This is a genomic window from Leadbetterella byssophila DSM 17132, from assembly GCF_000166395.1.
Lineage (GTDB): Bacteria > Bacteroidota > Bacteroidia > Cytophagales > Spirosomataceae > Leadbetterella > Leadbetterella byssophila.
Genome location: NC_014655.1, coordinates 2,260,240 through 2,279,497, shown reverse-complemented (window position 1 = coordinate 2,279,497; position 19,258 = coordinate 2,260,240). Strand labels below are relative to the sequence as shown.

11 protein-coding genes are annotated in these 19,258 nt (G+C 41.6%); 4 read left to right on the top strand and 7 right to left on the bottom strand.

The window, feature by feature from the left end; all coding sequences use genetic code 11:
* Positions 1-13: 13 nt before the first annotated feature.
* The 5 genes from LBYS_RS10500 to LBYS_RS10480 form a co-directional block, all read right to left on the bottom strand.
* Positions 14-1,456: a RagB/SusD family nutrient uptake outer membrane protein gene (locus LBYS_RS10500; RefSeq protein WP_013408857.1), complete on the bottom strand. Its 1,443-nt coding sequence runs from the start codon at positions 1,454-1,456 to the stop codon at positions 14-16.
* Positions 1,457-1,468: 12 nt separating this feature from the next.
* Positions 1,469-4,402 carry a SusC/RagA family TonB-linked outer membrane protein gene (locus LBYS_RS10495; protein WP_013408856.1) on the bottom strand — a complete coding sequence of 978 codons (2,934 nt, stop codon included), beginning with the start codon at positions 4,400-4,402 and terminating at the stop codon, positions 1,469-1,471.
* A gap of 154 nt (positions 4,403-4,556) precedes the next feature.
* A complete protein-coding gene (locus LBYS_RS10490) occupies positions 4,557-5,081 on the bottom strand; it encodes a lipocalin family protein (protein WP_013408855.1) in 525 nt (174 codons plus the stop codon).
* Between the two features lie 65 nt (positions 5,082-5,146).
* On the bottom strand, positions 5,147-6,448 hold the full coding sequence (locus tag LBYS_RS10485) for a serine hydrolase domain-containing protein (RefSeq protein ID WP_013408854.1): 1,302 nt from the start codon (positions 6,446-6,448) through the stop codon (positions 5,147-5,149).
* Between the two features lie 84 nt (positions 6,449-6,532).
* Positions 6,533-7,039: a helix-turn-helix domain-containing protein gene (locus LBYS_RS10480; protein ID WP_013408853.1), complete on the bottom strand. Its 507-nt coding sequence runs from the start codon at positions 7,037-7,039 to the stop codon at positions 6,533-6,535.
* A 126-nt stretch (positions 7,040-7,165) separates the two neighbouring features.
* Between LBYS_RS10480 and LBYS_RS10475 the strand changes: the two genes are divergently transcribed.
* The 3 genes from LBYS_RS10475 to LBYS_RS10465 are packed head-to-tail and all read left to right on the top strand — an operon-like array spanning position 7,166 to position 11,195.
* Complete coding sequence (locus tag LBYS_RS10475; RefSeq protein ID WP_013408852.1) at positions 7,166-9,589, top strand: zinc-dependent metalloprotease; 2,424 nt, start codon at positions 7,166-7,168, stop codon at positions 9,587-9,589.
* Positions 9,579-10,367, top strand: a complete 789-nt coding sequence (locus LBYS_RS10470) for a Rossmann-like and DUF2520 domain-containing protein (RefSeq protein WP_013408851.1) — start codon at positions 9,579-9,581, stop codon at positions 10,365-10,367. The genes LBYS_RS10475 and LBYS_RS10470 overlap by 11 nt, the downstream gene beginning before the upstream one ends.
* Before the next feature lie 39 nt (positions 10,368-10,406).
* A complete protein-coding gene (locus tag LBYS_RS10465) occupies positions 10,407-11,195 on the top strand; it encodes a ParA family protein (protein ID WP_041823597.1) in 789 nt (262 codons plus the stop codon).
* Here LBYS_RS10465 and LBYS_RS10460 read toward each other — a convergent pair.
* A complete protein-coding gene (locus tag LBYS_RS10460; protein WP_013408849.1) occupies positions 11,192-13,516 on the bottom strand; it encodes a penicillin-binding protein 1A in 2,325 nt (774 codons plus the stop codon). The genes LBYS_RS10465 and LBYS_RS10460 overlap by 4 nt on opposite strands.
* A 79-nt stretch (positions 13,517-13,595) precedes the next feature.
* The gene (gene tsaD / locus LBYS_RS10455) at positions 13,596-14,597 is read right to left on the bottom strand and encodes a tRNA (adenosine(37)-N6)-threonylcarbamoyltransferase complex transferase subunit TsaD (protein WP_013408848.1); all 1,002 of its coding nucleotides are present in this window, start codon (positions 14,595-14,597) and stop codon (positions 13,596-13,598) included.
* Positions 14,598-14,664: 67 nt separating this feature from the next.
* Between tsaD and LBYS_RS10450 the strand changes: the two genes are divergently transcribed.
* Positions 14,665-19,257 carry a translocation/assembly module TamB domain-containing protein gene (locus LBYS_RS10450; protein ID WP_013408847.1) on the top strand — a complete coding sequence of 1,531 codons (4,593 nt, stop codon included), beginning with the start codon at positions 14,665-14,667 and terminating at the stop codon, positions 19,255-19,257.
* The last annotated feature ends 1 nt before the right edge of the window (position 19,258 follow it).

Below are 19,258 nucleotides of genomic sequence, written 5' to 3'. Positions count from 1 at the left end.
CTCTAAGATAGGATTAGTATCCGGTAGTTTGCTGTCCAGCCATGCTGTCATTGGCATCCATTTCACTTTGAGGGATAGGCCAAGTCCATGCTCTATGGCTCGAAGGTAGCGTTAATACAGTGGAGGCTAGTTGGCTTGGATCTTTCCTTTCAACCACCTTAGTTGTTCTTTTAAGATCAAAGAATCTATGTCCTTCTCCTATTAATTCACGGATTCTCTCATCAGCAATTTCATTCAACAACTCTTGACCACTATAGGATTTAGCGGTGTAACCTGTAATCCTTGCTGCTCTTAAAGCATTCAAGTCTGCATTAGCAAGGTCAGTTTTGTTTTGCAAAGCAAGTGCTTCGGCTCTGATGAGGTACTGTTCAGCTACGCGGAATGCTTTCCAGTCTACTAGGTTATCAATAGCATCACCTCTACCTAGGAACTTCTTCACTATCTTTCTAGGAGTTCCATTTGCAGCGTTTCGATCTGTAAAGTAGGCGGCATATCTGATATCTGCTTCCTGGTCATACAGAGCCAGAGCAGTGCTGGTAGGGCGGAAGCGGTTTCTGTTTGATGGTCCATTATGCAGACCTGAAGAAGGAGAACCTTCACCTGCACTAAATGGAACTTTCCAAAGTACCTCAGTGATTCCAGCATCTGACCAGATGGACTCAAAAGCTGCTTTAGAGGTAGCTAGAGGCACTGCAGATATTACTTGTGAGGCATAGTTTTCTGCTTCAGCATATCTACCTGCATACAAATTAGCTCTGGCTAATATGGCTCTTACTGCATTTGCGTCAATATATGACTTGGCCGTTCCGGAATTGATGGCCTGATCCACATCACCAAGCAGGGTTTCCGCTTCTGTTAGATCTTTAAAGATCTTTGTCCAGCTTTCCGCTACGCTAAGTCTGGCGGGTTTTTGCATGATATCCACTTGATCTACGAATGGGATACCTTTGCTGGAATCATTGAAACCATAGCTTTCGCCCCAGAATCTAAGTAAGTCAAAATGAACCAGACCTCTGATAGCTAAAGCTTGACCTTTTATTCGGTTTACTGCTTTTGGAGAAGTAGAGCTAAATTGTTCAATATTTCTTAAAGTCAAATTAGCTTGAGAAATGATGCCAAAAGCTGCAAGCCATGCCACTTCCAGGTCGTTTTCATTGGTTTCGTATTCCCAGTTGGACTGGTTCTGCCAGTTGGCTAGATCATCTCCGGTTTGGGCTAAAATATCTGACATCATATCAGGGAGGTTACCCCAGGTGCTGGTGGTTTGTCCGCCGCTTCCATAGTAGCCAACGGTTCTGAACTGTGCATAGGCACCGGTCAAGGCAAATTCATAGTCGCGCAGATTAGTAAAGATCTGATTTCCGTCTTTAACGTATTCTGGCTCTACATTCAATACATCAGAGCAAGAGGTGGTTAATCCTGCGGTAAGTAATAAACTTAAATATATTCTCTTCATGATAATTCTCTTTTAAAACCCAACATTTAATCCAAAGGTGATTGTTCTTAGGGCAGGGTACTGCGCTCCAGTCAAACTGGTAGTAGACATTTCCGGGTCAAATCCTAAGAATTTCGTCCAAGTGAACAAGTTCTGTCCTTGTGCAAATACTCTAATGGTGCTTAGTTTCCAAGAGTTAACCAAAGCACTTGGCAAAGTATATGAAACGTTTAAGTTTCTAAGGCGTAGGAAATCTCCATCTTCTACGAAGCGAGTAGTAGCAGAACGGAAGGTAGCTCCAGGTCTAGGAATGTTTGTGATATCTCCTTCTTTTCTCCAGAAAGTAGTTAACTCTTTAGAAAGGTTGTCATAGAGATAAGCCGGGTTTTCTACGTTTGCACGGTCATTATTAAAGATTTTGTTACCGGATACAAAGGAGAAGAAGGCGTCTACTGCAATTCCTTTATAGCTTATAGCTGTACCGAATCCACCGAAGAAAGGAACCTCAGAGGTACCTACAATCTTGCGGAAGTTAGGGCTGTAGGCCTCTCCTGCAACCCCTTCGCTGTTGATGTAAAGAGGGTTACCGTTAGCGGGGTTTACACCGGCGTATTCTACTACGTAAAGTGAGTTCATTGGTTCTCCAATGCGGTTGATAAAGTTCCCGCTAATGATCTCAGTTTCTCCACCGATTAGGGATTTCACTTTGTTCTTATTGGCGGTCAAGCTAGCATTCAAAGCCCAGCGGAAGGATTTGGTTCTGATCACATCACCGTCTACGAAGAATTCAAAACCTGAGTTTTGTAACGAGCCAATGTTAGATACTATAGAAGAATAGCCTGTGGTTCTGGATAACTGCTGGTTCAAGAATAAATCAGAAGTGATGGAGTTATAGTATTCAGCCGTTACGCTTAGTCTTCCATTAAAGGTACTTAGCTCGATTCCGGTATTGAACACGCTTTTTCTTTCCCATTGTAAATCAGGGTTAGCTAATTGGGATTGTACTAAGCCGCCCACACCTGCATATACGGAGCGAGAATAAAGTTCGCGCGATTGGAAGTCGCCTATTCCGGCTTGATTACCGGAAGATCCATAGCTGATCTTATATTTCAATTCATTAAATGTGCTTTTTAACCCGGAGAAGAAGGCTTCGTCAGATACAATCCAACTCAAACCTACTGAACCGAAATTCGCCCACTTTTTATTATCTCCAAAGCGAGAAGAACCGTCTCTTCTACCATTTAGCTCTAAGAAGTAACGGTTTTTATAGCTATATTTAACATCTCCGAAGTAGGATAGTAAGGCATTAGCTGTACCAGAACCACCTACACTAGGGATAAAGCCGTTTGTGGAGTTTCCTGGAGTAATACCTGCCTCATTATTAAAGGCACCACCTAGTCCGTATCCTGTGAAGTTAAAGGAGTTTGATGTTGTTTTTACTACTTCATTGAATACTCCTACAGATAAGTTATGAAGTTCCGGCATAGGAACGGTGTAGCGAAGTGAAGTGGTTCCTGTGTAACGGAATTGTTTCGCGTAGGCTCTACCGTAACTACCTTGTCCTCCAGTAGCGAATCCTCCTGAATAGGTAGTTGGATTAACGTAAGCTGAATTTTCATTAGATCTGAAGTCCCCTCCCCAAGAAGTTCTCGCTACAAGTCCTTTTAGGAATGGCACTCTATACTGGATAAACACATTACCTACTCCTTTGATTTGGTTTCTTAAGTTTGTGTTTTCTAAAAGCTCTTGAAGGGCATTTGGTTGACCAGAAGCCATCTGAGTATATTCACCCGTTTCAGTATAAGGCGTTTCATAAGGGTTAGACCAGCGGATAGCATTTAGAGGTGTAGCAATACCTGTGTTTGCTTCAGAGGTGTTGGTGTAATCTGAATATCCGAACGTTGAATTGATACCGAAATCAAAATCTCCTGCGCTACTGTTCACGTTTAATCTTCCGGTGTATCTTTTAAGGCCAGTATTTGGTACGGTACCGGTTTGGTCAAAGATAGAGGCGGATGTAAAATAAGTAGTTTTTCCTGAGCCACCAGATGCACTCAAAGTATGGGCATTGGTTTTACCTTTTCTAAAGAATACATCCTCCCAGTCTGTATCTACCAGTCTAAGACGGGCAAGATCTTCTTCTGTCCAACCGTAAGGATTTCCTCTGTCCATTTCATACTGTAATTTCTCTTGAGAATTCATCAGTACTAATTTGTTTGTAGGCAGGGTAGAGTATCCCGTCTGGAAGTCATAATTGATTTTGGTTTTACCTACTTTACCTTGCTTTGAGCTGATTAGGATAACTCCGTTTGCCCCTCTGGAACCGTACTGAGCAGTAGATGCTGCATCTTTTAATACGGAGATGCTTTCAAAGTCAGAAGGGTTAAGGGTAGCAAAATCTTGTGCGGTGATCTCCACTCCATCCATGATATAGAGAGGGGTGTTACTTCCAAGAACAGAGCCTTTACCTCTAATTAGGATGTTAGCTGCAGCACCGGGCTGACCGGAGTTAGCTTGAACCAAGAGTCCGGGTGCTCTACCCTGCAGTGCTTGGTCAAAGGAGGCTAAAGGAACCTGTGCTATGTCTTTGGACTTTATGGAAGTGATGGATCCAGAGACTTCTCTTAAGTTTTGTGTGTGATAACCTGTTACAATCACTTCAGAAAGTGCTTGTAAGTCAGATTCCATCTTAAAATCGATGGTTTTTCTTCCATTTACGCTCTGAGAAACCGGTTTAAACCCGATGTAACTCAAGGTGATGGTGGAGTTAGAAGGTGCACTGATGGTGTACTTTCCGTTTATGTCTGTCAAAGCTCCCTTTTGGGTTTCTTTGATCATTACGGTCACCCCGGGCAGCGGGGAGCCATCATCAGCAGAGGTTACCGTACCGGAGACCTCTATTTCCTGCGCTTTTAGTAGTGCGGGTATTAGCAAGCACCACATTAACATAGGTAGAAGTTTTTTCATAAGGTTATTTAGTTAATAGTAAGTGTTAAAAATTGAAAATCTGTAGCACATTCAAAATAGTATCACTTAAAAAATTTGGCACTTATTAGAATATGCCAAATAAAATATTAAATAATGCAATTTCTATTACCTATTATCCTGTATACGTAGTGATTTACTTCTGGTTTACCCAAATGAGATCCTGGGTATTATAACCTATGTCTTCGGCTGCACGGAGGAAATTTTCTTTTACATCACCGGGTAATTCAGTAGTTCTGGAGAGAATCCATAGATAATCTAGATCTTTACCTGCAACTAGCGCATATTGGTAATCATCATCCAGGGCTATCACATTATAACCAGAGTAAAATGGCCCAAAAAACGAAACCATTAGTGCGCCTACAGACTCTTCTCCGCGGAATTTAGCTTTTCCAATAGCTTCTTTCCATTTGTCCTTCTTAATATCGTATCCGCGGTTCACTACTTTTACAGAGCCATCACTCTTTAATGAGTAAGAAGCGGTAGTATGATCAAGTCCTTTTTCAAACTTGATATCTAATCTGGCTATTTCATACCATTTCCCTAAATATCTTGAAAGTTCAAAATTTTGAACGGGAGTGGCCTTTTCAGGGATGGCTTTACAGGAATGCAGGAAAAGCATTCCCACACTCAGAAAATACAGAAAGGTTTTTTTTATCATTGGGTTGAGGGATGTTTACCAAATCTAAAAATTTGGATTTATAAAAACAAGTAAGTAGTTGATTTCTAATCCGTTTCTAATCTGATAATTTGCTTTCCTTTTTCTCCCCAGAAGATTTTCATTATAGGTTCATAAAGTTCGTATCCTATGTCAGAGCTACTAAAGATGAGTAAGCCTTCATTGCTCTCAGGATGAAGGAAGAATATGCATTTACTGCCCTCGTCAGATCCGCCGTGCGCATAGATCTTTTCACCGTCTGATAGGAGATACTGCTCCAGACCTAAAGCGAAGTATTTTCCTTTCTTTGTTTGGACATATCCTTTCAGGAAGTCTTGATATAAATCAGTAGATAAGCCGGCCCCCTCCACTATGTATTTTAGAAACTTTCCATAGTCAGATAAAGTGGTGTAAAGGTCATCCGCAGCATTGACTGAGACCTTCTTTATTGGGAGATAAGATTCTCCATTAGCCTTGTAAGCAGCCACAGCAGGGGAGGCGATCCAAGATGTTTTAGTCATTTGTAAGGGAGCAAACAATAGTTCTTCAACTATGATCTCCCACTTTTTTTGGAACTTCTTTTCAATAGCTCTTCTAAGGTATTCAAACCCTTCTCCGGAGTATTGGTATTGGGTGCCCGGATCAAACTGGAAAGCTAAATTCTCTTCTCTCCAATTAGGGAGACCGCTTTGGTGAGAGAGGATATGCCTAGTGTTTAAGATCCTGCTTCTAGGGTCCTGGGTTAGGTCCGGATCCGTCCAATAGGTATATAAAGGGGTATCTAGGTCCCATTCTCCTTTATCCACCAGCTTTAACACCGCTAAAGCTGTTATGGGTTTAGTTAAGGACGCTACATTGAATCTGGATTCAGCATTGGAGTTGTTGTAGAATTTGCCCTTCCATTCCCCATCCTTCATGATGCCTATAGCCCAAACGGGTGCAGAAATTAAAAGTTTCAAATGTTCTTCTATAGATTGATGAGCAAAGCTTAAGGAGCGGGACAGTTTCCACTTTCCATCTTGTTTTATCCAAAGATGGGAAAAACGGGCGTGACCAACTATAATTCCGTTTTCAGAAAAGGTATGCCTGCCTTCCTGCAGCGCTGCGTACAGGGTGTCAGCTTTGTACATGGGGTACACTTCAGAATCTAGATGCTGCCTCTTTACGCTTGATCCGCAGATGAACCTTTGGGTATCTCTTATGAATCCCTCCTTATCAGATTTTCCGCTTTTGTCGTGATAGAACTCAAAATCATCCGTAAGCAGTTCTTGGAAGACGGAGATCTGACATTGATTAAATCCTTGTTCAAATAATTTTTTATCCTGTTCCATGATTTCTGAAAACAGGCTGAAGATGATGAGTAATAGCATTTTTGTTTTTCATTTTATGGTTGCAATTTGCTATTACTTCAGGTGAAATGCTGGCGCTAATGACCTGACATTTTCCCGACATTTCTAAAAAATGCTGAATTTTAATCGGATTCCCAGCTCATTCCTTTGGTCTAGGGTGTAGGTATTGTAAAGAATGATGAAAACATTACTCAAGTAGATTCCAGCCATAAGATAGATCGTAAATACGTTTCCCAGTTTTAAGGAGATTCCTAGAAAGAAGACTATGGGGGCAAGGATGGACCACATGAACTGCACGTCTATCATCTGTTTGACCAGAGGGCTATTTACTTTCCAATACTTAGATAAGAAGTAAGGAGCCATCAAATTTAAAGGAGGAAGAATCAATAGAGATGATAAATTGATCCATTTGAGTGGAGTAGAAGGTTCTTCCTTACGTATGAGATCCTCCTCTGCACATTCCAGATGTTTTGCTAAGGTTCTTAATGTATAGCCTTTTAAAGGGTTTCCTGCTTCTATCCTTTGGATGGTTCTCACGGAAATCCCGCTAATCTCAGACAGCTCCTCCTGGGTGAATTGCCGTTTTTCTCGGTATAGTTTGAGTTGGTTCATGCTGCAAGTTCTCTATTTTTTTTAAAGGATTAGGTTTTTGTCAATGATTTTGAAGTACTTGTCTACCCAATTTGCTTTACTGGGGCATAGATGTAAATTTGTTGTTCATTAAACCTACCTATATTCATGAAACAAATCTTCCTCTTTTGGGCACTGTTTTTCAGTTATTCTGTCCTGGCCCAGGATTTTGATACCCACTTAAAAGATACTAGGAAAGCCTCAGGGTTTTTTGACTTTTATGTCAATGAAAACAAGGGCAAAATTTACCTCGAGGTAAAGAATACCGGAGAGGAATTCCTGTATTATACCAGCCTTGCCCGTGGTATTGGTTCGAATGATCTCGGACTAGACAGAGGTAAGGTGGGAAGAGGCAAAGTGGTGAAGTTTATTCAAGCCGGCAATAAGCTTTTATTGATCGAGCCAAATTATTCTTATAGAGCCACTTCTTCGGATCCCTTAGAAAGAAAAGCCGTTCAAGAATCCTTTGCTAGTTCGGTACTTTTTGGATTTGAGATTTTGGGTAGAAAAGACGGAAGCTTCCTGGTAGATTTTACTCCATTCCTGCTGAGAGATGGAGACGGGACAGCGCAAACTATATCCATGAACCGACAAGGGAATTATTCTTTTGATGCCAGTAGATCCGGTCTATTCTTAGAAAATTGTAAATCTTTCCCTTTAAATACAGAATTTGAAGCTACCATCACTTTGAGTGGTTCGGGTGCTGGTCCATTCCTCAGATCTGTGGTGCCTAGTGTAGAGCACGTGACGGTACACCAGCATCATTCCTTTGTTAAATCTCCGGAGCCGGGCTATAAACCCCGAGAGTTAGATACGAGAATCGGATACTTTGGTACGGATTATTTTGACTATTCAAGTCCTATTGACCAGCCTATAGTAAAGAAATTGATAGCTCGTCACCGTCTAGAAAAGAAATATCCTAACCAGGCCATTAGTGAGCCGGTGAAACCTATCGTGTATTATTTAGATTCTGGTGTTCCAGAGCCTATCCGTTCAGCATTATTTGAAGGGGCTACCTGGTGGAATCAGGCTTTTGAAGCTGCCGGTTTCAAAGATGCTTTTCAGGTAAAAATGCTTCCTGCTGATGCTGATCCTATGGATGTGCGCTATAATCTGATTCAATGGGTGCATAGAAGTACCAGAGGATGGTCTTATGGAGCAAGTATCACTGACCCTAGAACCGGTGAGATCTTGAAAGGAAAAGTAACCTTAGGTTCATTACGTGTTCGTCAAGACTATTTGATTGCCCAAGGACTTACAGGCGATTTTGATTCAGGAAAGGAACAGCCTCATTTGGTAAAGATGGCCTTAGATAGATTGAAGCAGCTGTCTGCTCATGAGATAGGGCATACTCTGGGATTGCCTCATAACTATGTAGCAAGTGTGGCGGGTAGAGCCTCTGTGATGGATTATCCTCATCCTACCGTAAAACTCACAGACGGAAAGATTGATCTTTCAGACGCTTATGCTATGGGAATTGGGGAATTTGATAAAATGGCTATACGCTGGGGGTATGAACAGTTCCCTGAAGGGGTAGATGAGAAGAAGGCATTGAATGATATGGCGAAGCAATTGATCTCCGCAGGATATAAATTCTTGTCGGATGGAGATGCTCGTCCTGACGGTTCAGTACATCCACAAACGCATCTTTGGGACAATGGATCCAGTGCTACTGAGGAGCTAAAGCATATTATGGCGGTACGGAAAATAGCTTTACAAGGTTTTGGGCCTAACAGAATTCCTGCAGGCACACCTTATGCAAACTTAGAAGAGGTATTAGTTCCGATTTATATGTTGCACCGTTTCCAAACTCAAGCTGCGGCCAAGGTTTTAGGAGGAGCTTATTATAATTTTGGAGTGAAAGGAGATGTTCTTCCCGTTTTTGAACCTGCGACTTCAAAAGAGCAATGGGAGGCATTTGATGCGTTGATGAGTACTCTGGATCCGGAGTTCTTAGCCTTATCTCCAGAGGTGCTGAAGTTGATTCCACCTAGAGCCTATAGGTTTGGAGCTAATATCAGAGAGACTTTCCGCAAGAGAACGGGCTTAACTTTTGATCCGCTGGGACCTGTGGAGGCAGCTTCCTACCTGACTATGGGATTGATGCTGAATCCTGAAAGGGCTAGCAGATTAGCGGTTCAAAAGGTATACGATAAGAGTCTACCTTCTCTTAGCGAAGTTTTGCAGAAGATGACTCAAAGTTTATGGAAGAATCCGGCCATTTCCGGTACGGACTACAAGGCACAGATCAGAAGATTAAATGCAGTGATGTATTTAACCGAACTGATGAAGCTTAGCCAATCCAAGGGAGCCTCATTAGAAGCAAAGATTTCCGCGCATGCTGCTATATCGGAAATCAAGGCATTGACCAAAACTGCTTCTGCGTGGAATGCTTGGGTTCAAACTTTGATTCGTAACTTTGAAGAGAATCCGAAGTCATTTGAACCGGAGAACTTCCATATAGCACCTGACGGTCAGCCTATAGATCAGGATTACGACTGGTTAGGCATAGATTGTGAACATGAACATTAGTATAATTGGTAGCGGTAATGTAGCTTGGCATTTAGCCAAAGCCTTTGAACAAAGGGGCGTTGCCGTCAATGAAATTTATTCCCGAGACATCCGTAAGGCAGAAAGCCTTGCGGATGTGCTTTATGCGGCGAAAGTCGTTTCTAATCTTGATTTTACCCGTAGCAAGTCGGAAGTGTTCTTCCTTTGCGTTTCTGACGATGCTATTGCTACAGTAGCGGAAGCTATCCGTTTACCGGAAGAAGCTATCCTGGTCCACACCTCAGGAGCCAAGCCTATTGATGAATTATTTGTGGCTACTTCCCCTTATCACGGAGGCAGAGTGAATTGTGGGGTTTTTTATCCTTTACAAACCTTTTCTAAAGATGTTCCGGTAGATTTTTCTAAGACACCCATACTAGTGGAATCTGATGATTCGCGCTTGATGTCTTTGGCGAAGAAGCTTTCCAATAAAGTGGTGAAGGCTGATTCTAGGGAGCGCCTTATCTATCATGTAGGGGCAGTGTTCTCCTGTAATTTCGTCAATCACCTGTGGGCATTGTCTAAAGAAATTCTGGAATCGGAGGGTTTGTCGTTCGAAATGTTAAAACCTTTGATTCAGGAAACCTTCAAGAAAATGTTGCAATCGGAACATCCTGCGGAAGTACAAACAGGCCCTGCGGTGCGTAGGGACAGGAAAACTATGGCTGCGCACCAGGCATTCCTGGAAGATGACGAAGACTTACTGAAAGTCTACACTACGCTTAGCGAAAGTATTTCTGATTGGCATAGATCGGATTAATTCTTTTTGCGTAATTTCGTACTTCGAAAGACTTTCGTGATGCTTCCTAAAGTAATAGCAATATCCAACCAAAAGGGTGGTGTGGGAAAAACCACGACTGCCGTCAACTTTTCAGCGGGCCTTTCAGCCCGGGGTTATAAAGTGCTTTTGATAGATACTGACCACCAGGCCAGTTGTACGGTAGCTTTCGGCCTAAAGCGAGAATTTGATAATCGTAGTATTTACGCGGCTTTAGTAGGCCTAAGTCCTATTCAGGATTGTATCATCCCTACGGGTTATAGGAATTTGGATTTGATCCCATCCACTCCACACTTGGTGGGGGCGGAGATTGAAATGGTAAACTTCATAGATAGGGAGTACAAACTGACAGAGAAGCTGGAGCCTATAAAACCTTTGTACGATTTTATCATTATCGACTGTCCTCCTTCTTTGGGTATAGTTCCTGTGAACAGTCTATTGGCTGCTGATTCCATTATCATTCCTTTGCAATGTGAGTTTTTTGGGATAGAAGGTTTGGAATTGATACTAGGAACCTTAAAGATTATTCAAAAGCGTCTGAAACCTAGCCTTTATGTGGAAGGTATTCTTCTGACTCTACATGACGCCTATAACCGTGTTTCCACTCAGATTTTAGAACTGATGAGGGAGAATTTTGGGGATTTAGTCTTTGATACGTATATCCCTAGAGATCCTGCGTTCATTGATGCCACTGCGGTGCAGGTACCGGTTATTTTATCCAAATCTCCTTCCAAAGGAGCCGATGCCTATGACCGGCTCATTTTGGAATTCTTAGAGAAATATAATCTGGGGAAACGAAAGTTTAATTAAAGCTGTTCGTCGTCGTCCTCCGGTTTCAGATTACCCGTTGCTGGGTTAGGTACCATTTCCTGTGAGGTAAAGGATTCCCCTGCCGTAACTGCACAATCACCTGCTATTCGAATGGTAGGAGGAACATTGAACTTACCTTTCTTGTATTCTAATCCGGCATCTTCATACACCTTCTTCATGAAGATACCCCAGGCAGGCATGGCCATGCGGGCTCCTTGACCGTACTGTATGGTTTCGAAGTGTACGGCTCTGTTATCTGCCCCTACCCAGACACCGCCTATAAGGTCTTGAGTCATACCTATAAACCATGCATCCGAATAATTAGAAGTGGTACCGGTTTTCGCGGCTACTTCATTTCCGTCTAAAATGCCATATCTGGATAGACCTAAGGCAGTACCTCCCGGACCGGTGGCACCGCGCATCAAATGGATCATCTTATAAGCAGTTTCTTTACTTAAGACCTCTTTATGATTAGGGTAGTATTCTTTGATTACTTCCCCGTTTTTGTCTTCTATTCTTACCAAAACCATAGGTTCTGTATAGGTTCCTCCGTTTGCAAAAGTGGCATAACCACCTAACATTTCATATAGTTTCACATCAGAAACCCCTAAACTCAAGGAAGGGGAGTTAGCCAAAGGTGTGGTTATTCCTAGGAGTTTGGCATATTCTATCACCTTATCCGCACCGAATTCCTTGATCAGTTTCGCACTGACCGTATTGACGGACTGTCCTAAAGCTTGTCGTAAGGTCAAGTCCTGGTAACTGTATTTACCATCAGAGTTTTTAGGCGTCCATGAGGCGCTACCTGGGATATGGAAGGTAATAGGTTCGTCTCTCACCCGATCACAGGTGGAGAAACCATTATCTATGGCGGTCACATAGACGAAAGGCTTAAAGGTAGAGCCCGGTTGTCTGGCGCCCTGATACACGTTATCAAACTTGAAGAACTTGTAGTTGATACCACCTACCCATGCTTTTACATTTCCGTTTCTTGGGTCCATGGCCATGAATCCCATGTTTAGGAAGCGTTTATAGTGACGAAGGGAGTCCATGTGGGAGAAGAGGGTGTCTCTTTCGCCCTGCCAAGTAAACACACGCATAGGAACCTTTTCGTTCATCTTTGCCATGATCTTATCCGTGTCTCCTCCGTACTGTTTCTTTAGTGCTTGATAATAGCCAGTTTCCTTAGCTACCATCTCTATAAAGCCAGGAAATTCTTGATATCTTGATGTTCCAGGAATCAGCTTTAACCAAGGATTCCTTCCTTTGAAATGATTATCAAAGATGCTTTGATAATTCTTCATGTGCTCCATCATAGCCTCTTCTGCATAACGCTGCATGCGAGAGTCAATGGTGGTATAGATCTTGAAACCTTTGGTATATAAATCATTCTCTGAATAGCCTAGCTTCCTAAGTTCAGCTTTCATTACATTCTTAAGATGCTCTCTGAAATATCTGGCTATACCGTAATTGTGACTTTCCGGTTGGTAATCTAAAACTATAGGCAAGGCTGCCAATTCTTTCCCCTGATCCGGATTGATCTTTCCGAATTTTACCATCTGAGAGATAACTACGTCTCTTCTCTGTTTGGCATTCTCCGGAAAGAACTTGGGATTATAACGTGAAGGGTTTTGGATCATGCCCACTAATAGGGCTGACTCTTCCGGCTTTAGATCTAAAGGTTCCTTCTTAAAATAAGTCTTAGCGGCTGATTTCAAACCATAAGCACCGGAACTGAACTCAATAGTGTTCAGATACATGGTCATGATCTCAGGCTTCGTGTATCTTCTTTCTAATTTGATGGCAGTAACCCATTCCTTTAGTTTGATCAATAAGGTTCTAACCCCGGGAACTTTGTAGAGTATACCTTCGTAAGATTCGTCTCTACGTAATTTGAAGAGGTTTTTAGCCAACTGCTGAGTGATGGTACTACCCCCTCCTTTTTTATCAAAGGTAATCAGTCCACCTACTACTCTTAACATACTTCTAGCATCTATGCCGGAGTGCATGGCGAAGCGAACGTCCTCCGTAGCTAGAAGGGCATCCTTAAAATTATCAGGAATTTCTTCATAAGTCATGGTGCTTCTATTCTCAAAGAAGAATTTACCTATGATCTTTCCATCAGAAGAAATGATATCAGAAGCTATTTCACTTTTGGGATTGTCCAGATCATCTACTGATGGCATTTTCCCGAAAAGCCAAAACAAATTCAGATTTAGGGCAATAAAGAAGATAGCGGCGGCTCCAAGTCCGTAAAAGAAAATGAGATAGGAAAGCTTGATCAAACTTCTGTATTTGCCCGGGCTGAAAAGTTCTTTCATTGAAACGGTTTAGTTCTTAAAGTAAAGGTAATAGTTAAATGATTTTCCTGCTCAACTTATTGTTCAAAACTGGAAAATATTACATACGCATTCTAGGCATAGGACTCACACTTTGATCAACAAAGTTCCCGGCCATAAACTGAAAATGAGCGGCCATGGCTATCATACCCGCATTGTCTGTGCAATATTGGAAATCAGGAATAAATATTTTCCATCTCTGCTTTTCAGCCTCTGCTTCTAATGCTTTTCTTAAGCCTTTGTTTGCGGATACTCCACCTGCTATGGCTATTTCTTTGATCTTATGGATTTTTGCAGCTTTCTTTAGCTTGTTGATTAGCATTTTAATCAGGGTACTTTGGTAGGATGCACAGATATCTGCCATATTTTCCTTAACAAAATCCTCGCCTTTATCACGAATAAAGTACAGTAGAGAGGTCTTAATGCCGCTAAAAGAGAATTTTAGTTCCGGCATTTCAGATAGAGGGAAAGGGAATGCGTCAGGGTTACCTTGAGCAGCCAGTTTATCGATCTTTGGTCCTCCCGGGTATCCCAGACCTAACATTTTGGCAGCTTTATCAAAGGCTTCACCTACAGCGTCATCAGCTGTTTCTCCTACTACTTCCATTTCTAGCGGACTTTTTACTATGACGAGTTGGGTATGCCCCCCACTCACAGTCAGACACAAGAAAGGGAAACTGGGTTTGGGATCATCAATAAAATGTGCAAGCACGTGTGCCTGCATGTGATTCACTTCAATCAAAGGTATATTTAGGCCTAAAGCCATGGCTTTAGCGAAAGAGGTTCCCACGAGGAGAGAACCTAGTAGTCCCGGACCTCTGGTAAATGCTATGGCTTGAAGATCTGTCGCCGATACCCCGGCTTCAGTTAATGCTTCATTTACTACACGGACTATATCTTGTTGATGAGCTCTCGAGGCTAATTCCGGAACTACTCCTCCATAGTTTTCGTGGATGAGCTGTGAGGCTACAATGTTATTTAAGATTTTTCCGTTCTTAATAATCGCGGCGGATGTCTCGTCACAAGAGGATTCTATAGCTAAAAGGGTAATATCGTCGCGCATTATTTTTTTAATATCGGTAAAATGTAAGATTTTTGCAGATTGCATCTGCAAAAATAATAAAATACTATTGAAGCGTACCATTGGCATAGTGATCCGTATCTTAACCTTTACCTTGATAGGGGTGTTTCTATGTCTATTCATAGCTTTTTATTCCCTCCAGCTTCCTGAGGTGCAAACCCGTTTCTCCCAGAAAGCCATGAGCTGGTTGACGGAGAAGATGGGAAATAACATTTCTGTCTCAAACGTAAGAATCACTTGGTTTGATAAGGTGGTCTTTGAGGATCTTAACATCAAGGATAATCAAGACCGAAACATGATCTATGTTCGGGAAGTGTACGTAGACCTAAGTACTAAACTGCGATTTAATTTTAAGGAAGCCATACATAAAGATTCCCTGAAAGGCTGGACCTTTAATCCGGCGGCATTTATACAGTTTCGGAATAGTTTGGATTTTGTCACTCTGCACCAGCCGGAAGCCCATTTCATACGGGATAGGAAGGGAATGCTGAACTTTGACTATTTCCTTTTGGAAATTGATAAGTTGACTAAAAAAGAGAAGAAGGGCAAGAAACAGGTGAAACCCTTTGTGGTGGATAACCTGAACCTTCGGGACGGAATGGTCAGTATAGTGGCGGAGAATGGGAAACGAAAGACGGATGGAACGTTTGATTTTGGGAATTTCGAATTCAGAGACCTGAATGCCAGATTAGAGAGCGTTTCTTTTAAAAGGGATACTATCCAACTGTATTCTCATAACCTTAAAGCCAAGGATTCATTTAGCGGTTTAGAGATCAAAAATGCTACAGGAAAATTTTTCCATTGCAAAAAGGCCCTAAGATTAGATCAGTTTCATGCGCATTTGAATGATTCTCATATTCAGCAAAGGCTACATTTCAGTTATTCCAAACCTTCTGATTTTGGAGACTTTTTCAATAAGGTGCACATGGATGCAGACCTCCAGAATACTATCCTCCATGCCAAGGATATAGGTTTCTTTATTCCCGTTATGCAGGAATTTAAGGAGGTTTATCAAGTGAATTCTAAGTTGGATGGAACCGTAGCTGACTTACACCTGAAGGATGCCCAGATTACCTTTGGTAAGGGATCCAAGATTGTGGGGGACGCACACTTTATAGGGCTTCCGGAATTAAAAACCACCCGAAATGTATGGGTTTTAAAACCTTCTACTTTACTGGCTGCTGACGTGGCCCAATACACTTCGGAACCAACTTTTCATAAATATATCCAAAAACTGGAGCGCTTAGATTTTTCCGGAAGCTTTGACGGAGTTTATAATGAGTTTCAGTCTAAACCAAAGATCTATTCTCCGCGTATAGGTGAGATAGTGGGAGAAGTGCATGTAAAGGCTAAGGAGCAATTAGAGTATTCAGGACACCTGTTAATCAACCAAGTGAAGATTGGAGAACTCTTTGATAATCCTCAACTGAATGAGATAACTTTTTTAGGCAAGATCAATGGAGAGGGAAGAACCAGAGAAGATGCGAATATCCATTTAGATGGGCATGTCTCAGCTATAGATTATAGGAATTATAGATACAAAAACATTGAAGTAGACGGAAACCTTAAAGAATCTCTTTTTGATGGGAAAATCAATATTGATGACCCAAATATTCTGGCAGACGTAGAAGGTAAAATTGATTTTAATCAGGAAGTCAATGCCTTTAATATTGAAGGCCGCTTAGGATACGCCAACCTAAAGACCCTGGGTTTTACGAATAAGGACTACCAAATCACCTTCGATCTAAATGTAGATTTTAAGGGGAATAAGTTAGATGACTGGCTAGGAGAGGCTAATATTGAAAATTTGGAATTGAGGGAAAATGGAAAAACCCTCCGGGCGAATTCCTTGTACTTCTTTTCAGATTTAGTGGGTAACGAAAGGAGTTTCAAAGTAGAATCAGAATTCTTTAATGCTGGCATGCGTGGGAATTTTGTACCGAGTAGACTTGGTGCAGATGTTTCGGATTTTGTTTTGGAACATCTTAAATTCTTCCAAACCTCAGAAGAGGAGAGGGAGGCTTATTATGAAAGAAAAAAGGAGACCGGAGAATATCATTTGGACCCCTATAATGCGAGTTTCAATGTGCTGTTTAATAGGCCTTCACCCTTCTTTGATTTTTTTGCCCCGGGTGTAAATGTGTCACCTAAAACGCATTTGAGCGGCAGTTTTCAGGCAGGCAAAGAAAGCACGCTAAAGATTTCAGGAGATACAGATACCCTAGATGTAAAGGGTAATCTCTTTTATGGTACTGTCTTTGATTATGTTGCTAGCAAAGACATTCTGGCACCGGGTGTAGTAAATAAGATCCGTGTTAAATCTGACAAGCAGAGGACAGGTAATAATGTACACACAGAAGAGTTAGTGATTAATGGTAACTGGGAAGGAACCCAGATCATTGATTTTAGGACCTTTGTTACCCAAGAAAGTTCCGGTTCCACCATAGACCTTCGGGGAAACCTAAACTTCTTTGAGGATGGATTTAGTGTCCGTTTATTACCGGATCAAACGAAGGTGAGGCTTATCGATCTGGATTGGAATTTCGATCCTAGAAATAAGATTGAGTTCAGGAAAAGAAACGTCATATTTAATTACCTAAAGCTGCAAGGGGGTAATAACCAGTTTGTAAGCTTGAATGGAGAGCTTTCTACAAATCCTGCAGATGTATTACGACTTGAGGTTAATGAGTTCAATATTGAAAACCTATTGCCCTTTATTAATGTAGAGTTAAAGGGTATAGCGAATGGAAATTTTGATGTTCAGAACTATTTCCAATCTCCACTTTACGTTTCCAATCTACATGTGAATGACTTTTATTATAAGAAGAGCTTAATAGGTACAGTCACCACCACCGCCTTATGGGACGAAGAGAAAGAAAGGCTTAATCTGGAGGCTAATGTTTTTCGGAACATGGAGGAGATCCTCAAGGCGGATGGGTATTTCAAGCCTAGCGAAGGATTAAACATGAAAGGGTTTATGCGAAATGCAGACCTCCAAATGTTCAAAGGAATGACCGGAGATGTTTTTGCAGATCTACAGGGTAGAGCCAATGGAGAATTCAAGGTGAAGGGCACTCCTAAACGTCCCTTATTTAATGGAGCAATTCACATCACAGACGGGTCCTTAAAAGTGGCTATTTCCGGAACTAGTCTCTACTTCGAAGATGATGTATTGCTGACAGATAATGGTTTCGAACTGCCTATTGACGGAGTAGAAGTTAAAGATGCTCTGAATGGTAACACTGCCAGACTCTATGGGAAGGTGTTTTACAGAAATGTGCCGGGTTTTGGAGTAGATCTTCGCGCAGATATCAATGGTAGATCCGGTTTTAAACTGATGGACATTCCGGCTTTTGGTAATGACTACCTCTTTGGTACCGCTTATGTCACCGGAGATATTGCTTTGTCCGGAGATTTTGACGATTTACTCATATCCGGTAATCTGAGCAGCAGGGAAGGAACAGCGGTGACCATCCCCACTGACGGAGATACTAAGATAGATACTCAGCAGGAAGGTATTCCTTTTCTTAGACGCCAGATACATGTAGATAGCACCAGTACTCGTGTGAAAAAGCCTACCTTAAAAACAGGTGGGGTCAGAGTAGCCGTTAACCTATCATTGACACCAGATGCTCAAGGGGAAATCATCTTTGATCGTACGAATAATGATATCTTAAGTTTATATGGTGATGGGAAGCTAAGCGTCCTTTATGACAGTAGAGGTGAGTTTACTATCAATGGCCCCTACAATGTAAGGGGAGGGAAGTATTTCTTTAGTTTCCAAAACCTGGCCTCCTTAAGGCGCTTTGACATTTCTGACAAAAGTAAAATCACCTTTAATGGAGATCCATTTGAAGCGAATTTGGATATTCACGCTCAGTACACGGCGAATATTTCCTTAAATAAAGTTTCGCCTCAGATGACGAATTCCTCTGCTCGTTTTCCTGTGTTTGTAAATGTGTATTTGACCGATAGGTTATTGACTCCTACCATCAAATACAATATTGAATTTGATTTGAAACAAATACCTATCAGCGGACAAACTGATATTTTGGCTTTTGAGCAAAGGTTGAGTAATGACGAGCAATTGTTAAGTAGAAATGTTTCCAGTATCCTAGTATTCAATGAAGTGTTCCCGGATAATAACCTGGCGGATGCTATCACCCAGCAATTCCTCATTGATAATATCAGTAGTTTATTATCTAACCAAATAGGAAACCTTGCGAATAAACTGAATCCTAATCTGGAATTTGGGGTTCGTTTCGGTGATTTTAGAGAAAATCTACTGAACAATATGCAGCTAGATTTCACCTATAAATTCCTCAATAATCGCGTTAAATTAAGCGGGAAAGGTGCATTTGTGAATAGTCTAGAGAATAGTATAAGTTTGAATAGTAGTACATATGGCCAATTATCAGTAGGTGGAGAACTGGAATATCTGATCTCAGACGATGGTGCCTATAGATTCAAACTCTACAGTAGAAGTGTTCCTACAAACTATTATGTATTCTATTCCCAAGGTAACGTGGTGGTTTCAGGAGGTAGTTTAATCATTTCACGAAATTTCAATTCATTCTTTAGAAAAAAGGATAACAGAACCATACCTTTGGGGGTGGGATCTCAAGATAGAACGGACCAATGAG

Bases quoted from the DNA above. Each gene is read 5' to 3' on its own strand.
- LBYS_RS10500 (WP_013408857.1), bottom strand. From the start codon at position 1,456: ATGAAGAGAATATATTTAAGTTTATTACTTACCGCAGGATTAACCACC.
- LBYS_RS10495 (WP_013408856.1), bottom strand. From the start codon at position 4,402: ATGAAAAAACTTCTACCTATGTTAATGTGGTGCTTGCTAATACCCGCA.
- LBYS_RS10490 (WP_013408855.1), bottom strand. From the start codon at position 5,081: ATGATAAAAAAAACCTTTCTGTATTTTCTGAGTGTGGGAATGCTTTTC.
- LBYS_RS10485 (WP_013408854.1), bottom strand. From the start codon at position 6,448: ATGCTATTACTCATCATCTTCAGCCTGTTTTCAGAAATCATGGAACAG.
- LBYS_RS10480 (WP_013408853.1), bottom strand. From the start codon at position 7,039: ATGAACCAACTCAAACTATACCGAGAAAAACGGCAATTCACCCAGGAG.
- LBYS_RS10475 (WP_013408852.1), top strand. From the start codon at position 7,166: ATGAAACAAATCTTCCTCTTTTGGGCACTGTTTTTCAGTTATTCTGTC.
- LBYS_RS10470 (WP_013408851.1), top strand. From the start codon at position 9,579: ATGAACATTAGTATAATTGGTAGCGGTAATGTAGCTTGGCATTTAGCC.
- LBYS_RS10465 (WP_041823597.1), top strand. From the start codon at position 10,407: ATGCTTCCTAAAGTAATAGCAATATCCAACCAAAAGGGTGGTGTGGGA.
- LBYS_RS10460 (WP_013408849.1), bottom strand. From the start codon at position 13,516: ATGAAAGAACTTTTCAGCCCGGGCAAATACAGAAGTTTGATCAAGCTT.
- tsaD (WP_013408848.1), bottom strand. From the start codon at position 14,597: ATGCGCGACGATATTACCCTTTTAGCTATAGAATCCTCTTGTGACGAG.